A 19,902-nucleotide genomic window follows, 5' to 3' on the forward strand; every position below is an offset into this window, starting at 1 on the left:
CCACCCGTGTCCCAAGTCCGCCTGTCGGCGGTCGCGGAGGCTATGAGCTGGTCAGAGACAGAGCTGCGCGTCGTCCGCCGCGTCCTGTCCTGCCCCGTAGCCACCCGCCGCCGCGCCTACGTCGCCGTCGAGCCAATCTTAACATGGCTCAAAACAATCATCCGCGTCTCTCCAGCCCAAGAGCTGGCCATCCGCACCGCTGCCGAGGAAATCTAAGTGACAACTGCAAACCTGACACCCGAACGCCAAATGCGCCTCCTACAGGCTCAGGCACGAGCCGACCGCAAGCTGACGAATTATCCTGATCGACTGCGGGACATTCTGCTTGGCGCCGTACTCGACACGCCATCTGGTCGAGCTTTCGTTCTGGGAACGGCTGAAATCCCCGGCGATGACGAACTGATTGACGAATTGTGGAGTACGTCAACCGGGGTCGATTTGCGCGCCATCCTTGAAGACCATCAGGCGTCCGCTCCCGCCAATGCCGCCGAGGCCGCGAAGGCTGAGATTCTGGCGATCCAGAACCCAGCGCAGAGGATGGCGGCAGCTCGTCGGGCAGGAATCGCGGGGCTATGAACCTCCCCGACCCATCCATCCCGATCCCGGACGCCCGGAGGGAAGAGTATTGTTCCCTGCGGGCGTTGGGCGCCGGGCGCACTGAAGCCTACGTCGCTGCAGCGCCGCTGGGCGGCAAGCCCGCCCGATCTAGCGCCAAGTCTTGTGCGTATCGTTGGGAACAGGACCCGGTTGTCTGCGCCCGGATCGAGTACCTAGCTGCTGACAGACGCTCAGACGCGCCACAGACGGCTATCCTGCTGGACCGGCCCGCCGCCATCCTGCCAGCCATGAGGCGGCTGAGCGAGGCGCTGAGCGCCGCTGCGACGCGTCTGGCGGCAGAGGGGGCATCCGAGAACGATCTAGCGGCCCTGCGGTCCACACTGAGCGCCCATTCAGCCCGCGCACTGGAAATCGAGCGCCTATGCGACGCGCCGGAACAAGAGGCCCCCGCTGCTGGCAAGCGCATCGACCCGAGCCGCATACCACGAGGTGGCCGACATGCCTGCCAGTGCCCCGCCAAGTGACGACCTGGACTCCCTCGCCCAAGTCCTGATCGACGGGCTTCTGGCGGTCGAGGCCGCACTTACGGCGCGCAAGGTCGGCCCGCAGCTCAAAACCCTACTGCGCAACGCCGACACAGCCAGCTTGACCGGAAAGCGCCTTGCCGGCGAGCTGCGACGGTCCCGCCGATCTACCCCCGCCGAGCCAACCGACGGATGCCGAACGGCTGAGGAATACGCGCCTTTGATGGCCCTTATCCTAGGCGAGGTCTGCCCCTTTTGTCGGGGCATCTGCGACCCTCCCCGGAATCTGCTCGGCGAGATCGTCGAGCGCCCTGCGCACGTCGATGTGCAAGAGCTTTGCCAGCGATATTGGGCGGAACGGTCGAATAAGCCCCATTAGCGAGATTGCGCGTTCCGAGCCGCGCAATAGCCGGATAGACAGCCCCCCGCTCCATCTTCCGGCACAATAGGGATGCTTGCCCTACGGCGCCCCGGCGTCCTGATCGTGGGCCATGGATAACGTGGCCCACGATACCCCGCCATTAACCCGTAATAAACCAGACGCCCAAAGAACCGTGGATCACGAACCAATGCACCTCGAATTGAGTCCGCTCGAAAGCGCAGAAACATACGAAGCCCTATGCCGCATCTGGCAGATAGACCGCAACCCCGAAACCGAAACAGAATGCCGCCGCGCTGCCGTGGCAGAGTTGACGGCGTTATATCCGCATGAGATTCCGTTTGTTGCGGAACTCGCAGACGCCGTTGATACTCTGCTGTGCAATTTCGAGATTGACGGAGTCCGATTGCATCAGGTCGCCGCGCTCGTCGGATGCACCACACGCGCGCGCCTCGCCTGTGCCTTGGCTGGATTAGTACGACGCTGCGACGGGTCCGGTGCGATAACTTTTTGGCATCCAGACGTCCCCGATAAAGATCGACGGACAGCACATGCCGCGTGCCTTTCCGAATTCCGTTGGACAGGCGAGGCATTTATCTGGGTCGAGTAAAGCCCGCGTAATCCCCTAGGAAAAAAGCTATGAAGAAGAACACAGCGCAGGCGGCGTTAGCCGCTCTGCGAGCGAGTAAGCTATCGGCTGGTGCCAAGCGCATCTATCAGGACTTGTCGGACAAGAAGATCGAATCTCTCTTCGATGTTCTGCCGATGGATTTTGAGGAGGTGTCCGAGCGTATCATGCGAATGCCGGGCAGTCCGAAGCGACTGGAGGTAATTTCCGGAATCCTGGGAATGCAGCGCCGAGGGGCAGATGAAGGCCAATTCATCCGGCTCTATGGGATCATCATCGCCAAGGACTCCGACTACGAGAAGGCGTGGCTGAAAGGTGCCCGCGACTTCGCAAGGGCAGTGATCGAAGCCGAAGGCGCTGGCGCCGTAGAAAGCCAGACGGACAAGAACGTCGAAGGCGTGCACTCTCATGCGGAGCTGATGGGCTATGGCTTGCAGAAGCTAAAGGATACGGGGCACCTTCCATCAATCTTTCGACACGGCACCGAATTAGCCCGCGTGGCACTCGTGAAGGAAGAGAACGCGGCAAGCGTGACGATACTGAGCCGGGATGCCTTCGCGGCGGTCCTGCCCCTCGTGGGCGTGGACTATCGCCGCCAGAGGACCGAAACGACGACGATTGGCATTGCCCCGCCCCAGAACGTCATTCGTGATCTATACCACCATCCAGAGCTACCGTTACCGTACTTGGCCGGTATCACGAGGATTCCGACATTCGCAAGCGACGGGACTCTTATCACGGCGTCCGGTTATTCCTCACTCACCTATAACTATTACGTTCCCTCAGTCGGTTTAGAAATCCCACCGGTCACGACAGGGATTTGGAAAAAGGATGACGAAGCGCGTAAACGCGATGTTTCCGAAGCGGCAAAGTTTCTCATCACAGAAGTATTCGGGGATTACCCCTTCGACGGGAAAAGCCGCCAAGATATTGAAGAGGCATTGGAGAAAGGCGAGCCAATGCCCGCTTCTCTTTGCAATGCGCTGGGCCTCCTGATCGAACCATTTGTACGCCCGATGATAAAAGGCCCTTGTCCGGCGGTACTGGTGTCGAAGCCGAGTCCCTCAACCGGGGCGACGTTTCTAATTGAGGCCATCCAGCTCATCATATCGGGGCAATCCAAAGCAAGGCCCCCTTTGTCTTCAAGCGAGGAGGAGCGGCGAAAGGTGCTCTTCACCGCCGTGAAGGGAGGAGAAAGTCTTTTGCTTTTCGATAACCAGAAAGCGACGGTGGACTCGCCTACGCTGGCATCGCTTTTGACGTCTACCACGTTCACGGATCGGGAGCTTGGCCGCAGTGAAGAGCGGGCGTTGCCGGTGCGGTCTACTGTCGTGTTCACCTCGAACAACGCTCTATTCTCCGAAGAGCTGCAACGGCGACTGTCCCTAATCCGACTAGACGCAAAGATGCCAAACCCGAAAGAGCGGTCGGATTGGAGACATGACCAATTCCATACATGGGTCGAGGATAACCGGGGAAAGCTAATCTGGTGCGTATTGACGATTGTGGCGAGCTGGGTCGCGCAGGGGCGCAAGGGTCCGGTGCACTGCCCGTCTGTGCCATCCTACTCGGACTGGCGCCGGGTGGTCGGCGGGATCATCGAGTCCATCGGCCCGAGCTTCACGACGTTTCAGGGCAACCGCCATGAAATCGAGATATATGCCGCTGCCAACGAGGAAGAGGGGATCGTCGAGTTGCTGAACCTGTGGCGCACGAGGAACCGGGACCTGTCCGCGAAGGACTTGGCAGTGCTGGCCGAGGACGCGGACGTCGAACTAGAGGGGATCAAGACGACGCGCGACGGCGCCTATTCGCCGCGTTCGTTGTCGGGGATGCTGTCGAGCATGAGAGGACGACACTTCGTTCTGGGCGAAGAGGTCTTCGTGTTGGAGGACGCGGGCGAGGTGGCGCATACCCTGCAATGGCGCCTGCGAAAGGTAGACCGGCCAGAAGCCCCGTCAGGAGCGCAGGCGGCGAGCACCGACAGGCCGGGGCGTCGGAAGCACGTTCCCCGCCAATCCCCTTCAGCACCCCTCTCTGATGGCGAGAACCGGCGTCAGCCGGGATCGGAAACGGCAGTGATCGGGCGTTCACGGCGTCTACGACGAGGGGCGAAGGCCGCATGAGCCGGAATCCTGGGCTTTTCGTGGGGCGTTCAAAGGGATTGAAGGGCGTTGGCGAAGCAACGCCCGTGGACTTTAGCCTTAAACATAGGGGTTCTGGGGCGTTGGGGTGTTGTAGAGCTATACCGGACTGTCTGGAGAATCCTTTTCTACTGAAAAGATTCAGTGAAGAGGGCGCCGGGGACCGATCCAACGCCCCAACGCCCCGATTGCGGTCTACAGGTACTCGCGGCACCTCTGCCCCGTGCCCCCCCGTCCGTCATCATCGCCGGGCATCATCGCCCCCACGGGAGAACCGGCTTGCCCTTCGACACGGGGGGCCGTTTGGCGCTCGTTCGGCGCGCGCCCGGCGAGTTTCGACGACCGCCGCGACCTCACGTCCCGAAATCCGTCCGCGTCATCATCACCGGCCCTCGTCGTCACACTACGGGACGGCGCATCCGCCCTGACCTGCTCCGGTCATGTAAATGATGGTGCAATGTTGTGGCAAAAACTTATTGGTTGACAGGAATCGACTGATGCGGCAATGTGGTGGCATAACATGGAGAGAAGCCGATGCGCATGACACACCACGCCTCAAGACGAAGCATTCAGCGCAATCTGCCGATGGATATCCTTCGGCTCATCCAGTCTTACGGACAGCCAATTCACTCGCGGGGCGCGCTATCCCTGATGCTGGATGAAGACACGATCGACTTGATTGCGGAGGATGATCTGCGCCGCCGCCAATCTCTGAGGCGCTATCGGGGGGCGTACATCGCCGAGTCCCGCCAAGGCGACATTATTACAGCGGCGAGGCGCACCCGTCGTCTCCGTCGCCGCTGATCAAACCCTTACGGAGTTTCCAGAACTTGGAACAAGATCACACTCTCGCCGCGTCCTTCCTTGGCCGCATTGCAGATACGCCTATCGCTGACCTACTCGACAGCAGCGTCATGACGCTCGCCAAGGACGGCAGCCTCCGGGTCGCATACGCGCCCTTCGATCACGTCGCTCGTGACGCGCGTATCGTGGTCGTGGGTATCACCCCGGGCCGAGTGCAGGCTGTCAACGCCTTCGAAGCAACCCGCCGCGCCCTTGCACGAGGCTGTTCGGTTCCTGATGCGCTTGCCGAGGCGAAGCTTGCCGGGAGCTTCAGCGGGCCGCTCAGGGCAAACCTCGTCGCTATGCTGGATGCAATCGGCGTCGCCGGGCACTTGGCTGTGTCGACCACGGCAGAAATATTCCGCCCCGGATCAAGGGAAGTGCATTTCACATCCGCTCTGCGATACCCGGTCTTCCTCAGCGGCAAGAACTATAATGGCACCCCCGATATGCTGGCCACCCCAATCCTGCGCCAGATGGTAGAGACGCATCTGGCCGAAGAGGTCCGGATGCTGCCAAAGGCTCTGTGGCTCCCCCTCGGTCCGCGCCCTGAAGCGGCCCTGCGCCACCTTGCGGGGCAGGGATTGCTCGACAAAAAGCGGATCTTGGGAGGCCTACCGCATCCCAGCGGTGCGAATGCCGAACGAGTCGCGGTTTTCCTGGGGCGAAAGGCACCCGAACGTGCGTCCCGCCAAACAAACGCCGCGAAACTTCTGGATGCGTTCCGATCTCTCGTAGGGCAAATCGCTGCGTTGGAAGGAGCAGCGGTATGAGCAAATCCTCATCCATCCCCCTACCCCATGACTGGCCGGAGGTCGAAGAGCAGGTCCGCGAGGCTATCATTGCAATGGCGTCGATCCTGGAAATGTTCGGTCCAGACGACGACCATGGCGCGACTGTCGTAGCATTTCTCGGACAGTCCGTTGACATCCACGGAAACAATGAAGCCAGCAGGGCGGAGATCGCCAGCGTCGATATTACCCGGCACGGACTGTATCGGTTTGCACGTCTTGCTTGGTGCTATGCCTACCAGGTCGATGAGTGGCAGGACTTCTCTGTCGAGGTCCTGCACGAGACAAGCTGCGGACTACTAACAGGCGGGTACGCTCTCACCGACCGCGAATCTGAGCCCACGGGGCTCAACCCGCTGAATGACCTTGCCCTCCGAAGGGTAATCGAGACGGCGAACGCACGCTGGTACTTAACGGAGGAAAACAGCGACCTGACGGTTCGACAACTCGGCCTGTTGACCAACATGGCGGACACGACCGTGCGCTCGTCTCTGAGCAAGGAGGGATTTAGGCTGGAACCGTCACACACCAAGGACGACGACAAGTCTGCCTACACGCTGCCGTACAAAGACGCCTTGCTATGGCTCAGTCGTCGGCGCGGATTCATTCCAAACGCAGCGGCTCCGTCACCTGACCGGTATCGCGCTGCGATTCACGAAACCCTTGCCGACAGGTCCGTACCGTTCCCAACTGTCCTGAGGCGGATGGCTGAGATGCCGGGTGCTCCCAATGCAGGGGAAATAAACGTAGCTCCGAAATGGTATGAGGGGCTGGTGGGAGGACGTGCAGTCGCACCTGATGTGGAGGCGCTCGTCACCGTGGCTGACGCGTACGATGCGCCGCGTGCCGTGTTTGCTGCGCGTGGAGTGGAGCACCTTCTGGAACTGGCAGGGGACGGAAACGGGTAACCATCCACCCTCAGAGGGTGTTCCGGACCGCTCCCGGTGCACCGATTACTGTCGGGCTATTCCGCCTGTTGGCGCTGCAGAGATGACACCGCACGTCATGACGGGCGCTTGTTTTGACGCTCGTCCGATTGCTCTTGTGGGCGGGTGCGCACGTACACGAGAATGCGCATCTGTTGGGGCCTCTGCCCCGTCCGTTTCCCTGCGGCATCATCACCGGCATCATCGCTCCCACGGGAGGACCGGCCTGCCCTTCGACACGAGGGCAGTTCTGACGGGCGCTCGTTTCTACCCTAGGCCCGTCTGGCGTGTGCGCGGCCAGTTTTGACAATCATGCGTTTCAGTGCGTGCACGCCTGCCCCCGTACTGGCGCGTGCCCGTCCATCGCCACGAGCTGCACCACACGTCAGCACCTCGACCGATCCCGGTAAGCGCCTGTCGAGCCTGTCGCGCCGATCCCGACGCCTGCCCCGCCCAATCCGATGCTGCGAGCTGCGCGCGCCCTGCCCGAACGCTGGTATCCTGCATTTCCCGATTGCCAGAATCCCAGAAAGTCCCCGTGACTCCGCCCGCCCAGTGTTATAAAACTTGAGATAGGTACCAGAATCACGAGCTAAGTAACCGGAGAAAAAGAAAATGATGAAAGGGAAAGTTAAGGCGTTCTCCTATTTGCGCACCTCTTCGGCGGCGAACTCTGGTTTTGGAAAAGACTCCGACGTCCGCCAGCGGGAAGCGATCAGTGCTCACGCTGCCCGAGAGGGTATCGAGATCGTCGGCGAGTTCTACGACGCCGCCGTATCGGGTGCGGATCTGATCGAAGAGCGCCCCGGCTTCGCCGCCCTGCTGGAACGGATCGACGCCAACGGCGTCCGCACGATCTTGATTGAAGACCCTAGCCGCTTCGCGCGATCCATGCAGGCGAGCATCCTGGGGGAAATGCTGTTGAAGGCGCGCGGCGTCACTGTCCTCTGCGCCAATGGCGAACCCCTGTTTGGTGGGGACGAAGAGGACGATATGCGCGAGGCCATGCGCCGTATCGCTATGGTGTTCTCAGAGCTGGAAAAGAAGCGCCTCACACGCAAGCTGAAAGGCGCACGGGACCGCAAGAGCGTCGAGCTGGGGCGCAGGGTCGAAGGACGCAAGCCCGTCCCTGCCGAGGTCGTGAGCGAAGCCAAGCGCCTGTACCGAGCGAACCCTAAGACCGGCAAGCGCCGTACCCTGCGGGCTATCTCAGGCGAGCTGGAAAGGCTGGGCCATGTCGCTCCGTCCGGCAAGCCCTACAATCACAACAGCGTCCGCCAGATGCTACAAGGCGCCGGGGTCTACAAGCCCGCGTGAGGAGCGAAAGAGGGGACCCTGGAGGGGGTAACCGCTCTCCGCCAAAGGAGCCACAGTGGCTGCGGGGACGTGGGCTACAAGGTTTCGCAGCCGTCATCATCGGTTTCTCAATTCCTCGCAACTGGAAGCTCTACGAAAAGCTGCCCATCGTATCACGTTCCATTTGTCGTACTTCGCGAGTGACGACGCGGTTGAATATTTTTCGAACCTCGATCTCTGACTTGGTCATCAAGTTTGGGAAGCGTCCGGGGAATATCCGTCGCAAAAGTGTGGTCATCTGCTCTTTGTCGTACGTGTCGAAGTTATGAAAGTAGGAGCTATCGAGGTAGTGGTACTTTACTTCATGATATGCTTTCACCAAGCGCTTGCATCTATCATAGTCGTCGCGGCTAAACTTACGGGTCACCGCCTTTTTTACCTGAGCATCAATGCGTGAAATCAATTGCAGGTCGTTGATCTGCGAGAAGTAAAAGATCCACCCCACGTTGCTGTCATTCAGGCGACACCCTGAGATTCGTAAGTTTATCCTCCATATGTCTCGATGGAGCGTTTCTTGCGAGGCACCCTGAATGATTTGCATTAAGTTACTTAGAAGCTTCTTCTCGGTGTCGCGTCTCACCGAGATTCTGGTGCCGTGAAAGGCGTAGCCGAGATACTCTATCCGCTGAGTGGCGGGGACTATGCTCGATTTTCCGCTGCCAATCGGGTGGACTGTGAGTTTCTTCTTCCGGCGCATTTCAGCGGTAATGGAGCTAGCTACCTCATTCGCCTCGTCTTGGGCAACGAGGCAGAGAATGTCGTCGACGTACCGGTTGTAGGATAGCCCGAGGCGAGACGAGTATTTGGTGTCTATGGAGCTTAAGTAGATGGACGCAAGAATATTCGATATGCTGAGGCCCTGTGGAACTCCTACGTCATTGACCTTTCGCTCGGCAATCGTCGCGCCTGTTGGCGTGCGAAGTGCAGCCTCAATGATCGAGATAGGTTCCCGAGAACGAACTTTGGCGCGGATGCTCTTGAGCAACACACGGTGGTCAATCATGTCGTAGAACGACTTGATGTCCAGCTTAATAAATGCGTCCGATGCAGTAGATTTTTTTATCGACGATATGACGCCGGAAATGACAGGGTGGGTGTGCTGCGGCTTTGCGCTGTGGAACGCTTCGGAAAGAAAATTTGATAAAGCACGCAACGCAATTCTGTCGCGTATGGTGGGAATAGAGACTTGGCGAGGTGGGCTAACCGGGTTCTTTAGGATTAATTTCTGCCGGTAGGGAGTGAAGCGATACTCTCCGGCTATTGCTCGTGAGGAGATTAGAGCGACTTCGCGGTCTTTCTCTTCATGAAATTGTTCATACGTGACCCCATCAACCCCCCTGGCAACGCTGGGTGCCAAATGGAGATCAATTACGTCGTTTAGGCTCTCTTCGCTGAAACTTCTGGCGAAAATCTCTCTAGACCAGGTCATGGCACTAGGTTCCATGCGAGTTCAATGGGGTTCTGGCCGATTATGCTGGCTAGAACGACAAGCGCGGGGAGGGCCGCGAAGGCTGCGAAAAATAACTTCGATATCGCCCAATACGATACATATTTCAACCTTGTATAGGCTGACAGCTTGATATTCCTGCCCTCTGAATCTTTAAGCTCTTGTTGGTACTTAAACGGATTTGAAAGAACAACTGCAATGTAGTCCTGGCTGGAATGGTTGGGGTAGTAGCCGAGGGTGTCAATGTACTTAGTGTTGAAACTTGTCGCATCCTCCGGGTTCGACTCCCGCAGCCGTTGAAGGTCTAGATAGCAGGATCTGTGCTGCGCTGCTGTCTCTCCGAAGCGGAACCCAAACACGAGGAGGCCAAGCGAGAGGGTGCAAACGGATGAGAAGGTCAGTATAGCGTTGACGTAGTCGGCGTTTCCGCTTTTCGAAAGCAGAGGTATTGATATGATGGCCAGTGAATAAAGTGCCAGTGTAATGTGAAAGTAGCTTTCGCGAAATCGGCTGCGTTTCTCAGCTTTCATATGGCACCGCTCAGTAATCCATATGCGGCTCTGTAGCTTCTCTATCTGGTTGTCTATCATTATTCTTTGTTGTGCATGCGGGCGCAAAAATTCACGGATTTGATCCTCTAGGAAGATAGATGCGGCCGTAACCGCATCCGGCTTTCGCCGGTTACTTACATAGACCAGCCAAGGCTAGTCGAGCTTTGGGCTCCCGCCCGCATGCAGAGGATAACGTAATCTATCGGAAAATTCATGCAACAGGCTTCTTCATGTTATCTCTGAGCGGATAATTTTCCAGCCGGAAGCGGGTGGGACCGTTCGCGAGCATGCATCGACAGAAGGCAAGAAGCTGATCTCTCGGATGGTGGCTAAATCGCAGATGGCAGGGCTGCGGCGATTGAGGGAGCGGCGGTCGAGCCCCCGATCAGTCACACTCAACTACGTGGACCGAGACTAGTGCTTCTGCAACTTGTCATTAGCCGGGTGCTCTTGCTCTAACCAGACGTTCCGCTGCCACAGTTGGAGGAAGCGCGCATCCTGCTGCAGCGAGGTGAGGCGCGCAGCGGTCACGAAGTAGGCGTCGCTCGCCGATGCCATCGGGCTTCGAGTTCCGCTCGTGAGGGCGAATCGGGTCTTCAGCTTGACTGGCCGACATCCTAGCGGGGCTAGAGCCGATACCCTGCACTGTCGCAGTGATCCTCAGTCGGCCCACTGAGTGGCCCACCGACTCAAAAAAAGTGAGTAAGATCAAGGAAAGTGGTGCCCAGGAGAGGACTCGAACCTCCACGTCCATACAGACACCAGCACCTGAAGCTGGCGCGTCTACCATTCCGCCACCTGGGCAGGTGTCGTGAGGCCGCGATCTAAAGAGAGTGCGCGGGGGTGTCAACGGGAATCGGGACCCTTTTTGGGGGTTTGATGCTTGTCTCGTCAGAGGCTCCGGCCTACACCCGAAGCCGACCTGAAATACGGGGGAGTCCGTCCCATGAAGCTTGTCACCATCTTCGGCGGAACCGGGTTCGTCGGACGCTACGTCGCACGCCGCATGGCCAAGCAGGGCTGGCGTGTGCGCTGCGCTTGCCGCCGTCCGAACGATTCGCCCTTCGTGCGGACCTACGGCGTCGTCGGCCAGGTCGAACCCGTCTTTTGCAACATCCGCGACGACGAGAGCGTGCGGGCCACGATCCGCGGCTCGGATGCGGTCGTGAACTGCGTGGGCGTGCTGTCCGAGGGCGGCAAGCAGACCTTCAAGGCGCTCCAGCAGGATGGCGCTGCCCGTATCGCGCGCATGGCGAAAGAGGCCGGGGTCGAAAGGCTCGTGCAGATTTCGGCCATCGGCGCGGACGAGAACGCGCCGTCGGACTATGCGCGGACCAAGGCGCTCGGCGAGAAAGCCGTGCTTGATGCCTTTCCCGAGGCTATGATCGTCCGCCCCTCGATCATCTTTGGTCACGAGGATGAATTTTTCAATCGCTTTGCCGGCATGGCGCGGATGGCCCCGCTTTTGCCGTTGGTCGGCGGCGGGACGAAGTTCCAGCCGGTCTATGTCGACGATGTGGCGGCCGCGATTGAAATGGGCGTCGTGGGCAAGGCCGCGCCCGGCATCTACGAGCTTGGCGGCCCCGACGTGTCGACCTTCCGCGAATGGATGCAAGAGATGCTGGCCATTGTGAAGCGTCGCGCGATGATCGTGAACACGCCGATGCCGATCGCCAGACTGATGGGGCGTGGCTTCGACGGGGTGAAGAAGCTGTCCTTTGGGCTGATCTCGCCGCCGCTCACGCTGGACCAGGTGCGCAACCTGGGCCAGGACAATATCGTGGGCGAGGGGGTCTTTACCTTCGCCGATCTCGGCGTTCAGCCGACCTCGACCGAGGCGATTCTGCCCGACTATCTGTGGCGCTTCCGCCCGTCCGGCCAATACGCCGGCTCGAACGAAAGCGCCGAGCATCTGCACGCCAACCAGGTGAAGGGCGGCGAAAACCGCGCCGGCTTCTCCTGACCCGCGGGACCCGATAGGGTCGCCGCATGCTCGACCTCGACGAATATCACGCAGCGCTTGCGGCCCTCGATTGGCAGGTGGAGCTTGGCGCGGACGAGGCGATCCTCGACGCGCCGGTCAACCGCTACGAGGCCGCTGCCGAGGCGCGCGCCGCAGCACCCGAGCCGCCCGCTCCACCACAGCCCGGCCCCCCGCCCATGGTCGAGCAGGACCACGTGGCGGATGCCGAGGCCGCCGCCCGTGCCGCAAGCTCGCTCGACGGACTGCGCGCCGCGATGGCCGCCTTCGAGGGCTGCGAACTGAAGCGAGGGTCGCGCAACCTCGTCTTCTGCGACGGCGACCCCGGCGCCCGCGTGATGATCGTCGGCGAGGCGCCGGGTCGCAACGAGGACCTGGAGGGCAAGCCCTTCGTCGGCCAGGCGGGACAGCTGCTGGACCGGATGTTCGGAGCCATCGGCCTGTCCCGGCACGAAGGCTCGCTCTACATCACCAACGTCCTGCCCTGGCGCCCGCCGCGCAACCGTGATCCCTCGGACGAGGAGATCGCGATGCTCCGACCCTTCCTGCACCGCCATATCGAGCTTGCCGCGCCCGACATCCTCGTCGTGATGGGCAACACCTCGGCCATGGCGCTCTTGAACCGGCGCGGCATCCTTCGGATGCGTGGCACCTGGGCCGAGGCGCTGGGCCGCCCCGTCCTGCCGATGACACACCCCGCCTACCTGCTGCGCAATGTGGCCGCCAAGCGCGAGGCCTGGGCGGACCTTCTGTCCCTCAAGGCGCGCCTCTGAAGAAGGAGAACCGCCAGATGAAGATCCTCGCCGTCTCGGACCTTCACCTCTCGGCCTCTGCCGCCGAGGCGCTGCTATCCGCCGCCGGTGGCGCCGACCTTGTCCTCGCGGCTGGTGACTTCGCCAACCAGCACGAGGCGCTCGCGCCCTACATGGCCCGCCTGGCACCTATCGCTGACAAGATGATCTGCGTGCCCGGCAACAACGAAAGCCTCGAGGCACTGCAGGACGCGACACGGGCCGAGATCCTCCACGGCACAACCACCACGCGCGGCGGTTTGATCATCGCCGGGCTGGGCGGCGGCGTACCGCCCCTGCCGCCCTTGCCCTGGCACAGCTGGGACCTGTCCGAGGACGAGGCCCGCGACATGCTCGCGCCGATCGAACATGCCGACATCCTGATGCTCCATTCCCCGCCTGCGGGCCTCGGCGACAATCACGACGCGCTCGGCCACCTGGGCTCGGTCGCGCTGAAGGAGGCCATGCTGCGCCTTGAACCCCGGCTCTGCGTGTTCGGCCATATCCACGATTGCTGGGGGCAAGCTGGCACGCTTGGCGCCACGGAATGGCGCAACCTTGGCCCCGATCCGGTCTGGTTCGACCTCTAGCCCGTGCTACCCTTCGCCCGAGCCACAACAGCGAGGCAGAGATGAGCGACTACACGCCCCCGAAGGTCTGGACCTGGGAAACCGAGTCCGGCGGCAAATGGGCCAGCCTGAACCGACCCGTCGCCGGACCGATCCATGACAAGGACCTGCCGAAGGGGGATCACCCCTACCAGCTCTATTCCATGGGGACGCCGAACGGGCAGAAGGTCACGATCCTCTTCGAAGAGCTTCTCGAAGCCGGCCATCCAGCCGACTACGACGCCTGGATGATCGACATCTCGGAAGGCGATCAGTTCGGGTCGGGCTTCGTGGCGGTCAACCCGAACTCTAAGATCCCCGCGCTGATGGACTACACCGGCGATACGCCCGTCCGCATCTTCGAGTCGGCCGCGATCCTGATGCACCTGGCCGAGCGTCACGATGCCTTCCTCGGGTCCAACCGGGCCGAGATGCTGTCCTGGCTGTTCTGGCTTCAGGGCTCGGCCCCCTATCTCGGCGGTGGGTTCGGGCATTTCTACGCCTACGCGCCCGAGCCGATGGAATATCCCATCAACCGCTTCGCGATGGAGGCGAAACGTCAGCTCGACGTGCTGAACCGCCACCTCGCCGATCGCCGCTTCCTCGCGGGCGAGGACTACACCATTGCCGACATTGCGACCTTTCCGTGGTATGGACGCATGGTCTTCGGCAAGGCCTACGAGGCCGGCGAATTCCTCGGGGTGCATGAATACGAGCACGTGATCCGTTGGGCCAACGAGATCGACGCCCGCCCCGCCGTCCAGCGCGGCCAGCGCGTGAACCGCAAGGGCGAGGGCCTTCTGCGCGAGCGCCACGCGGCGTCCGATTTCGACGCGCTGTGACCCCCTGTCCGGGGCGCATCCCCGGACGTCAACACACGAGGCCCCATGAGCCGGATCGACGACACCCGCGACTTCATCCCCGCCCGCATCGCGATCCTGACGGTCAGCGACACCCGCGGACCCGAGGACGATCGTTCGGGCGACACCCTCGTCGCCCGCATCGAGGAGGCCGGCCACACCCTCGCCGCCCGCGCCATTCTGATGGACGAGCGCGACGCCATCGCGGGCAAGCTGCGCGAGTGGTGCGACGGGGGCGAGGTGGACGTCGTGATCTCGACCGGCGGCACGGGACTCACGGGCCGCGACGTGACGGTCGAGGCGCATCGCGACGTCTACGAGAAGGAGATCGACGCCTTCGGCATCGTCTTCACCCATGTCTCCATGCAGAAGATCGGAACCTCGGCCGTGCAGAGCCGCGCCACCGGCGGGGTCAGGAACGGCACCTACCTCTTCGCGCTGCCGGGCTCGACCGGGGCTTGCAAGGACGCGTGGGACGAGATCCTGAAATGGCAGCTCGACTACCGCCACCGCCCCTGCAACTTCATCGAGATTCTACCCCGGCTCGACGAACACCACCGCCGCAAGTAGTTCCCGGCCGGCAATCTGCGGAAAATGAACGACGGAATGTCGTCGTGCTCCCGTAACAGTGACGGATGCGCGCTTTGTGCGGCCTTCGCGTCAGTCTATATGGTGCCGGACCCGGGAGCCGATCACGCATGCGATTTTTCACCCGCGCCCTCACGGGGCTCTTCCTGCTTTCCCTGACCGTGGGGCTTCTGGCCGTCGCGGGCGGAACCCTGCGCAATGCGCTCGAGGAGCGCGCGAACCGTGAGCCGGGCCAGCAGCCGGGGCAGGAGCAGGTCTATGCCGCCAATGTCGTGACGGTGAGGCTCGAAGCCGTCTCGCCGGAGCTGACGAGCTTCGGCGAGATTGGCGCCCGCCGCTCGCTCGCCATTCGCACCCCGGCGGCCGGCCGGGTCATCGAATTGGGCGAGGGGGTCGAAGAGGGCGGCCACGTCGCGCAGGGGCAGCTTCTCTTCACGATCGACCCGACCGACGCGCAGGTGGCCCTTTCGCTTGCCGAAGCCGATCTGGCCGATGCCGAGGCCGAGCTTCTGGATGCCGAGGCCGCCGCCGAGATCGCCGCCGACGATGTCGCGGCCGTGCGCCAGCAGGCCGATCTGCGCAATCGCGCCCTGGAGCGGCAGCGCGACCTGGTGGAGCGCGGCGTCTCGACCGACGCGGCCGTCGAAGAGGCCGAACTGAACGCCTCGTCGGCCGCGCAGCAGGTGCTGTCGGCCCGCACCTCGCAGCGGTCGGCCGAGGCGCGCGTGGCGCAAGCCCGCACCGCCCTGTCGCGGGCCGAGATCGCGGTGAGCGAGGCCGAGCGCACCCTCGAGGAAACGCGCATCACCGCCGACTTCGCCGGCACGATTTCGGACCTGGCCGTGACCGAGGGCGGACTGGTATCCAGCAACGAGCAGCTGGCCACGTTGATCGACCCCGACCGGCTCGAGATCGGGTTCCGCATCTCGACGCCGGATTACGTGCGCCTGATGAACGACGAAGGCACGCTGGCCACCGATCAGGCTACGGTCAGCCTCGAAGTCGGGGGTTACACGCTGACCTCTCCCGCCACGATCACCCGCGAGGCCGCCGCCGTGGCCGAGGGAGAGACCGGTCGCCGCCTCTTCGCGCAGCTCGAACAGCCGCGCGGCTTTCGTCCCGGCGATTTCGCCCGCATCCGGGTGACCGAGCCCGAACTGCAAGATGTCGCCCGCCTGCCCGCCGCCGCCGTCGACGCATCGGATACCGTGCTCGTCCTGAACGACGAGGACCGGCTGGAGTTGGCCCAGGTCGAGCGTCTCCGCGCCCAGGGCGACAGCGTCCTCGTCCGCGCCGAAGGGCTGGAGGGACGCGAGGTCGTGGCCGAACGCTCGCCGCTTCTGGGCGTCGGCATCAGGGTGCGCCCGCTGCGGCAGGCGCAAGACACGGAAGAGGCCGCGGTGGCAGACGAGATGATCGACCTGACCCCCGAACGCCGCGCCGCGCTGATCGCCATGGTCGAGGGCAACGCCCGAATGCCGATCGCGGCGAAGGAACGGGTGCTGGCGGCGCTGAACGAGCCGCAAGTGCCAGCGAGCATGATCGAGCGGCTCGAGAACGGCGGGGCGCGGGACGGATGATCAACGGGCTCCTGTCCTACTTCACCCGCCATCGCACGGCCGCGAACCTTCTTCTGGTCATCCTTCTGGCGCTTGGGCTGGCGGCCGTGCCCCGGATGCGCGCCCAGTATTTCCCAGACGTGATCTCGGACGAGATCGACGTCGACGTCACGTGGTCCGGCGCCGGCGCCGAGGCGGTGGACACGGCCATCGTCAGCGTGCTCGAACCCGTCCTCTTGGCAGTCGAGGGCGTCTCCGGGATCGAGGCACGTTCCACCGAAGGCCGCGCATCGATCGAGCTGGAGTTTGAACCGGGCTACGACATGGCGGTTGCCGCAACCGACGTCGAGTCGGCCGTCGACGGGATCTCGACCCTGCCCGAGTCGGCCGAAGACCCCGAAGTCTCGTGGGGCGGCTGGCGCGACCGGGTGACGGACGTGATCATCACCGGCCCGGTCGGCGTCGACCAGCTTGGCCGCATCGCGGACGATTTCGTCACGCAGCTTTTCGCGGCCGGCGTGACCCGCACCTCGACCCAGGGCATCGCCGCGCCCGAAACGGTGGTCGAGGTGCCGTCGATGGCCCTTGTCCAATACGACCTGACCCTGTCCGAGATCGCCGATGCCATCGGGTCCGCGGCGGATGCCTCGCCCGCGGGCGAGGTGGCAGGCACCGCCCGGATCCGCGCCGGGCAGGAAAGTCGCAGCGCCGCCGATATCGCCGACGTCGTCCTGCGCTCGAACGCGGCCGGGGCGCCCCTGACGGTGGGGGATGTGGCCCGCATCGTGGTCGAAGGCCCCGACCGAGAGCGCGCCTATTTCGTGGGCGCGGACCCCGCGGTCTCGATCCAGGTGCAGCGGTCCGAGGCGGGCGATGCGCTCGACATCCAGGCCCGCGTCGAAGAGGTCGTGGCCCAGGTCAGCCCCAGCCTGCCGCAGGGCGTGCAGATCGACCTGATCCGGGGCCGGGCGGAAGAGATCTCGGCGCGACTCGACCTTCTGGTGGATAACGGGGCGATGGGACTCGCCCTCGTCGTGGGGCTGCTGTTCCTGTTCCTGAACGCCCGCATCGCCTTCTGGGTGGCCGCGGGCATACCCGTTGCGATGACGGCCGCGCTTGCGCTGATGTATGCCGCCGGGCTGACGCTGAACATGATGTCGCTCTTCGCGCTGATCATCACGCTGGGGATCGTGGTGGACGATGCCATCGTCGTGGGCGAGCACGCCGATTTCCGCGCGCGCCGTCTGGGCGAAAGTCCCGTCACCGCCGCCGAGACCGCGGCGCAGCGGATGTTCGCGCCGGTCTTTTCGGCCACTGTCACGACGATCATCGCCTTCTTCGGGTTGACCGCCATCGGCGGCGTGTTCGGCACGCTGATCGCGGACATCCCGTTCACCGTGATCGTGGTGCTGATCGCGTCCCTGGTCGAATGCTTCCTTATCCTGCCGAACCACATGGCCCACGCGCTGGCCCATACCGGTGAGCGGCATTGGTACGACGCGCCATCGCGCGTGGTGAACCGCGGCTTCACCTGGGTGCGCGAGCGGCTCTTCCGCCCCGCGATGGGTCTGGTGACGCTGATGCGCTATCCCGTGATCGCCGCGGCGGTGCTTCTCTTGTCGCTGCAGATGGTCCTGTACGTCTCGGGCAAGGTGCAATGGAGGTTCTTCGACTCGCCCGAACAAGGCTCGGTCAGCGGCAACTTTGCGATGCAGGCCAGCGCCACACGTGACGACACGCTGGAGCAATTGTCGCTGATCCAAGGCTCGCTCGACGATGTGCGCGCGCAGTATGTCGAGGAATACGGCGCCGACCCGGTGGTCTATGCTCTGGCCGAGATCGGCGGGAATGCCGGCCGCGCCCTGTCGGGGACCGACAACCTCGACGCCGACCAGCTTGGCGCAATCTCGATCGAGCTGATCGACCCCGACCTGCGGTCCTATTCCTCGTTCGAATTCGTGGCCGTCCTTCAGGACGCCGTCGCGCGCCACCCGCAGCTGCAAGAGCTGTCCTTCCGCGGCTGGCGCTCCGGGCCTGGCGGCGACGCCATCGACGTGCGCCTCTCGGGGGCGGAAACGCAGGTTCTGAAAGACGCCGCCGAAGCCCTGAAGGCCGAGCTTGCGGGCTTCGGCGAGGTTTCGGCGCTGGAAGACAATCTTGCCTACGACACGCAGGAATTCGTCCTCGACCTGACGCCCCAGGGCGAGGCGCTCGGCTTTTCCATCGCCGAGATCGGGTCCGTCCTGCGCGACCGGCTCGAGGGGATCGAAGCCGCCACCTATCCCGACGGCATCCGTTCGGCAGCGATCCGGGTCGAGCTGCCGCAGGACGAGTTTACCGCCGACTACCTCGACCGCGTCGTGCTGCCCACACCCGATGGCGGTTGGGCCATGCTGCGCGACATCGTCACGGTCGAGGTGCGCGAGGGTTTTTCCACCATCCGCCGCGAGAACGGCGTGCGCGAGGTCTCGGTGACGGGCGATCTCGACAGCGACGACGCCGCCCGCGCCGCCGAGATCATGACCATCATGCAAGAGCGCATCCTGCCGACGGTCCAGGAGCAGTTCGGCGTCAACTGGGAGCTTTCGGGCCTCAGCGAGCAGGAGGACGAATTCCTGAACGACGCGCTCACCGGGTTCTCGTTCTGCCTTCTCGGCATCTACCTGACCCTGGCGTGGATCTTCGCCAGCTGGACCCGGCCGGTGGTCATCATGGCGACGATCCCCTTCGGCCTCGTCGGTGCGATCTGGGGGCACTACATCTGGGACGTTCCGCTTTCGATGTTTTCGGTCGTGGGCCTGATCGGCATGACCGGCATCATCATCAACGACTCGATCGTCCTCGTGACGACGACCGACGAATATGCCGGCACCCGCCCTTCCCGCAGGGCGATCATCGACGCCGCCTGCGACCGCCTGCGCCCGGTCCTGCTGACGACGCTGACCACCGTGCTCGGTCTCGCGCCGCTGCTCTACGAGCGGTCGAGCCAGGCGCAGTTCCTCAAGCCAACCGTCATAACGCTGGTCTACGGGCTGGGCTTCGGCATGGTGCTGGTGCTGGTCGTCGTTCCCGCCCTCCTCGCGATCCAGGGCGATGTCGGGCAGGCGGCGTCGTCGCTGCGCCGCGCGCTCTCGACCCGGGCAAAGGGTGCGCGACTGGGCATCGTGGGCGCGGGCCTCGCCATGGCCGCGGTCTTCGCCGCGACGATCGGGGCGTGGATGGTGACGGGGACGCTGCCCTTCGGCCTGTCGGGCGGTGCCGCGGTGGCCTTCGGCCTCTTCGCGCTCGGCAGCTTCGTCGTCGCGTTGGCGGTGGCGTCGCTGGGCGCGTTCGCCTTCCGCGCGCCACGGGCGTGACCTCTGCTTGAA

The 19,902-nt window shown here is 63.0% G+C and carries 17 protein-coding genes and 1 tRNA gene; 15 read left to right on the forward strand and 3 right to left on the reverse strand.

Features of this window, described 5'->3' with window-relative positions; translation table 11 throughout:
- Positions 1 to 6 precede the first annotated feature (6 nt).
- The 8 genes from PAM7066_RS10275 (at position 7) to PAM7066_RS10315 (ending at position 8,110) form a co-directional block, all read left to right on the forward strand.
- On the forward strand, positions 7 to 216 hold the full coding sequence (locus PAM7066_RS10275; protein ID WP_085854079.1) for a hypothetical protein: 210 nt from the start codon (positions 7 to 9) through the stop codon (positions 214 to 216).
- Positions 217 to 576: a hypothetical protein gene (locus PAM7066_RS10280; RefSeq protein WP_139214989.1), complete on the forward strand. Its 360-nt coding sequence runs from the start codon at positions 217 to 219 to the stop codon at positions 574 to 576.
- Positions 577 to 1,573: 997 nt separating this feature from the next.
- Complete coding sequence (locus PAM7066_RS18640) at positions 1,574 to 2,071, forward strand: hypothetical protein (RefSeq protein ID WP_139214990.1); 498 nt, start codon at positions 1,574 to 1,576, stop codon at positions 2,069 to 2,071.
- Positions 2,072 to 2,100: 29 nt separating this feature from the next.
- Complete coding sequence (locus PAM7066_RS10295; protein ID WP_085854083.1) at positions 2,101 to 4,215, forward strand: hypothetical protein; 2,115 nt, start codon at positions 2,101 to 2,103, stop codon at positions 4,213 to 4,215.
- 558 nt (positions 4,216 to 4,773) lie between these two features.
- Complete coding sequence (locus tag PAM7066_RS10300; protein WP_139214991.1) at positions 4,774 to 5,037, forward strand: hypothetical protein; 264 nt, start codon at positions 4,774 to 4,776, stop codon at positions 5,035 to 5,037.
- Between the two features lie 26 nt (positions 5,038 to 5,063).
- Positions 5,064 to 5,849 (forward strand): hypothetical protein, encoded by a 786-nt coding sequence (locus tag PAM7066_RS10305; protein WP_085854085.1) that lies wholly within the window; start codon positions 5,064 to 5,066, stop codon positions 5,847 to 5,849.
- Entirely contained in the window at positions 5,846 to 6,775 is a 930-nt protein-coding gene (locus PAM7066_RS10310; protein ID WP_085854086.1) for a hypothetical protein, read from the forward strand. The genes PAM7066_RS10305 and PAM7066_RS10310 overlap by 4 nt, the downstream gene beginning before the upstream one ends.
- 633 nt (positions 6,776 to 7,408) lie before the next feature.
- Complete coding sequence (locus tag PAM7066_RS10315; RefSeq protein ID WP_217639952.1) at positions 7,409 to 8,110, forward strand: recombinase family protein; 702 nt, start codon at positions 7,409 to 7,411, stop codon at positions 8,108 to 8,110.
- A gap of 130 nt (positions 8,111 to 8,240) precedes the next feature.
- Here PAM7066_RS10315 and PAM7066_RS10320 read toward each other — a convergent pair whose 3' ends face one another.
- The 3 genes from PAM7066_RS10320 to PAM7066_RS10330 all read right to left on the reverse strand — a co-directional run bounded on the left by PAM7066_RS10320 (position 8,241) and on the right by PAM7066_RS10330 (position 10,951).
- A complete protein-coding gene (locus tag PAM7066_RS10320; RefSeq protein WP_217639953.1) occupies positions 8,241 to 9,578 on the reverse strand; it encodes a reverse transcriptase domain-containing protein in 1,338 nt (445 codons plus the stop codon).
- Entirely contained in the window at positions 9,575 to 10,186 is a 612-nt protein-coding gene (locus PAM7066_RS10325; RefSeq protein WP_085854088.1) for an SLATT domain-containing protein, read from the reverse strand. The genes PAM7066_RS10320 and PAM7066_RS10325 overlap by 4 nt, the downstream gene beginning before the upstream one ends.
- 679 nt (positions 10,187 to 10,865) lie before the next feature.
- A tRNA-Leu gene (locus PAM7066_RS10330) sits at positions 10,866 to 10,951 on the reverse strand.
- 142 nt (positions 10,952 to 11,093) lie between these two features.
- On the opposite strand from PAM7066_RS10330, the gene PAM7066_RS10335 reads away from it, so the two are divergent.
- From PAM7066_RS10335 to PAM7066_RS10365, 7 genes are all read left to right on the forward strand, one after another.
- Entirely contained in the window at positions 11,094 to 12,110 is a 1,017-nt protein-coding gene (locus tag PAM7066_RS10335) for a complex I NDUFA9 subunit family protein (protein WP_085854089.1), read from the forward strand.
- 26 nt (positions 12,111 to 12,136) lie between these two features.
- Positions 12,137 to 12,901, forward strand: a complete 765-nt coding sequence (locus PAM7066_RS10340) for a uracil-DNA glycosylase (protein WP_085854090.1) — start codon at positions 12,137 to 12,139, stop codon at positions 12,899 to 12,901.
- Between the two features lie 17 nt (positions 12,902 to 12,918).
- A complete protein-coding gene (locus PAM7066_RS10345) occupies positions 12,919 to 13,509 on the forward strand; it encodes a metallophosphoesterase family protein (protein ID WP_085854091.1) in 591 nt (196 codons plus the stop codon).
- Positions 13,510 to 13,550: 41 nt separating this feature from the next.
- Positions 13,551 to 14,369, forward strand: coding sequence for a glutathione-dependent disulfide-bond oxidoreductase (gene yghU / locus PAM7066_RS10350; RefSeq protein ID WP_085854092.1), 819 nt, complete (start codon positions 13,551 to 13,553; stop codon positions 14,367 to 14,369).
- A 45-nt stretch (positions 14,370 to 14,414) separates the two neighbouring features.
- Positions 14,415 to 14,957 (forward strand): molybdenum cofactor biosynthesis protein B, encoded by a 543-nt coding sequence (gene moaB / locus PAM7066_RS10355; protein WP_085854093.1) that lies wholly within the window; start codon positions 14,415 to 14,417, stop codon positions 14,955 to 14,957.
- A gap of 128 nt (positions 14,958 to 15,085) precedes the next feature.
- Positions 15,086 to 16,555, forward strand: a complete 1,470-nt coding sequence (locus PAM7066_RS10360; protein ID WP_085854094.1) for an efflux RND transporter periplasmic adaptor subunit — start codon at positions 15,086 to 15,088, stop codon at positions 16,553 to 16,555.
- On the forward strand, positions 16,552 to 19,890 hold the full coding sequence (locus tag PAM7066_RS10365) for an efflux RND transporter permease subunit (RefSeq protein ID WP_085854095.1): 3,339 nt from the start codon (positions 16,552 to 16,554) through the stop codon (positions 19,888 to 19,890). Before PAM7066_RS10360 ends, PAM7066_RS10365 begins: the two co-directional genes overlap by 4 nt.
- The last annotated feature ends 12 nt before the right edge of the window (positions 19,891 to 19,902 follow it).

It is taken from the genome of Palleronia marisminoris (assembly GCF_900172315.1).
GTDB classification, from domain to species: domain Bacteria; phylum Pseudomonadota; class Alphaproteobacteria; order Rhodobacterales; family Rhodobacteraceae; genus Palleronia; species Palleronia marisminoris.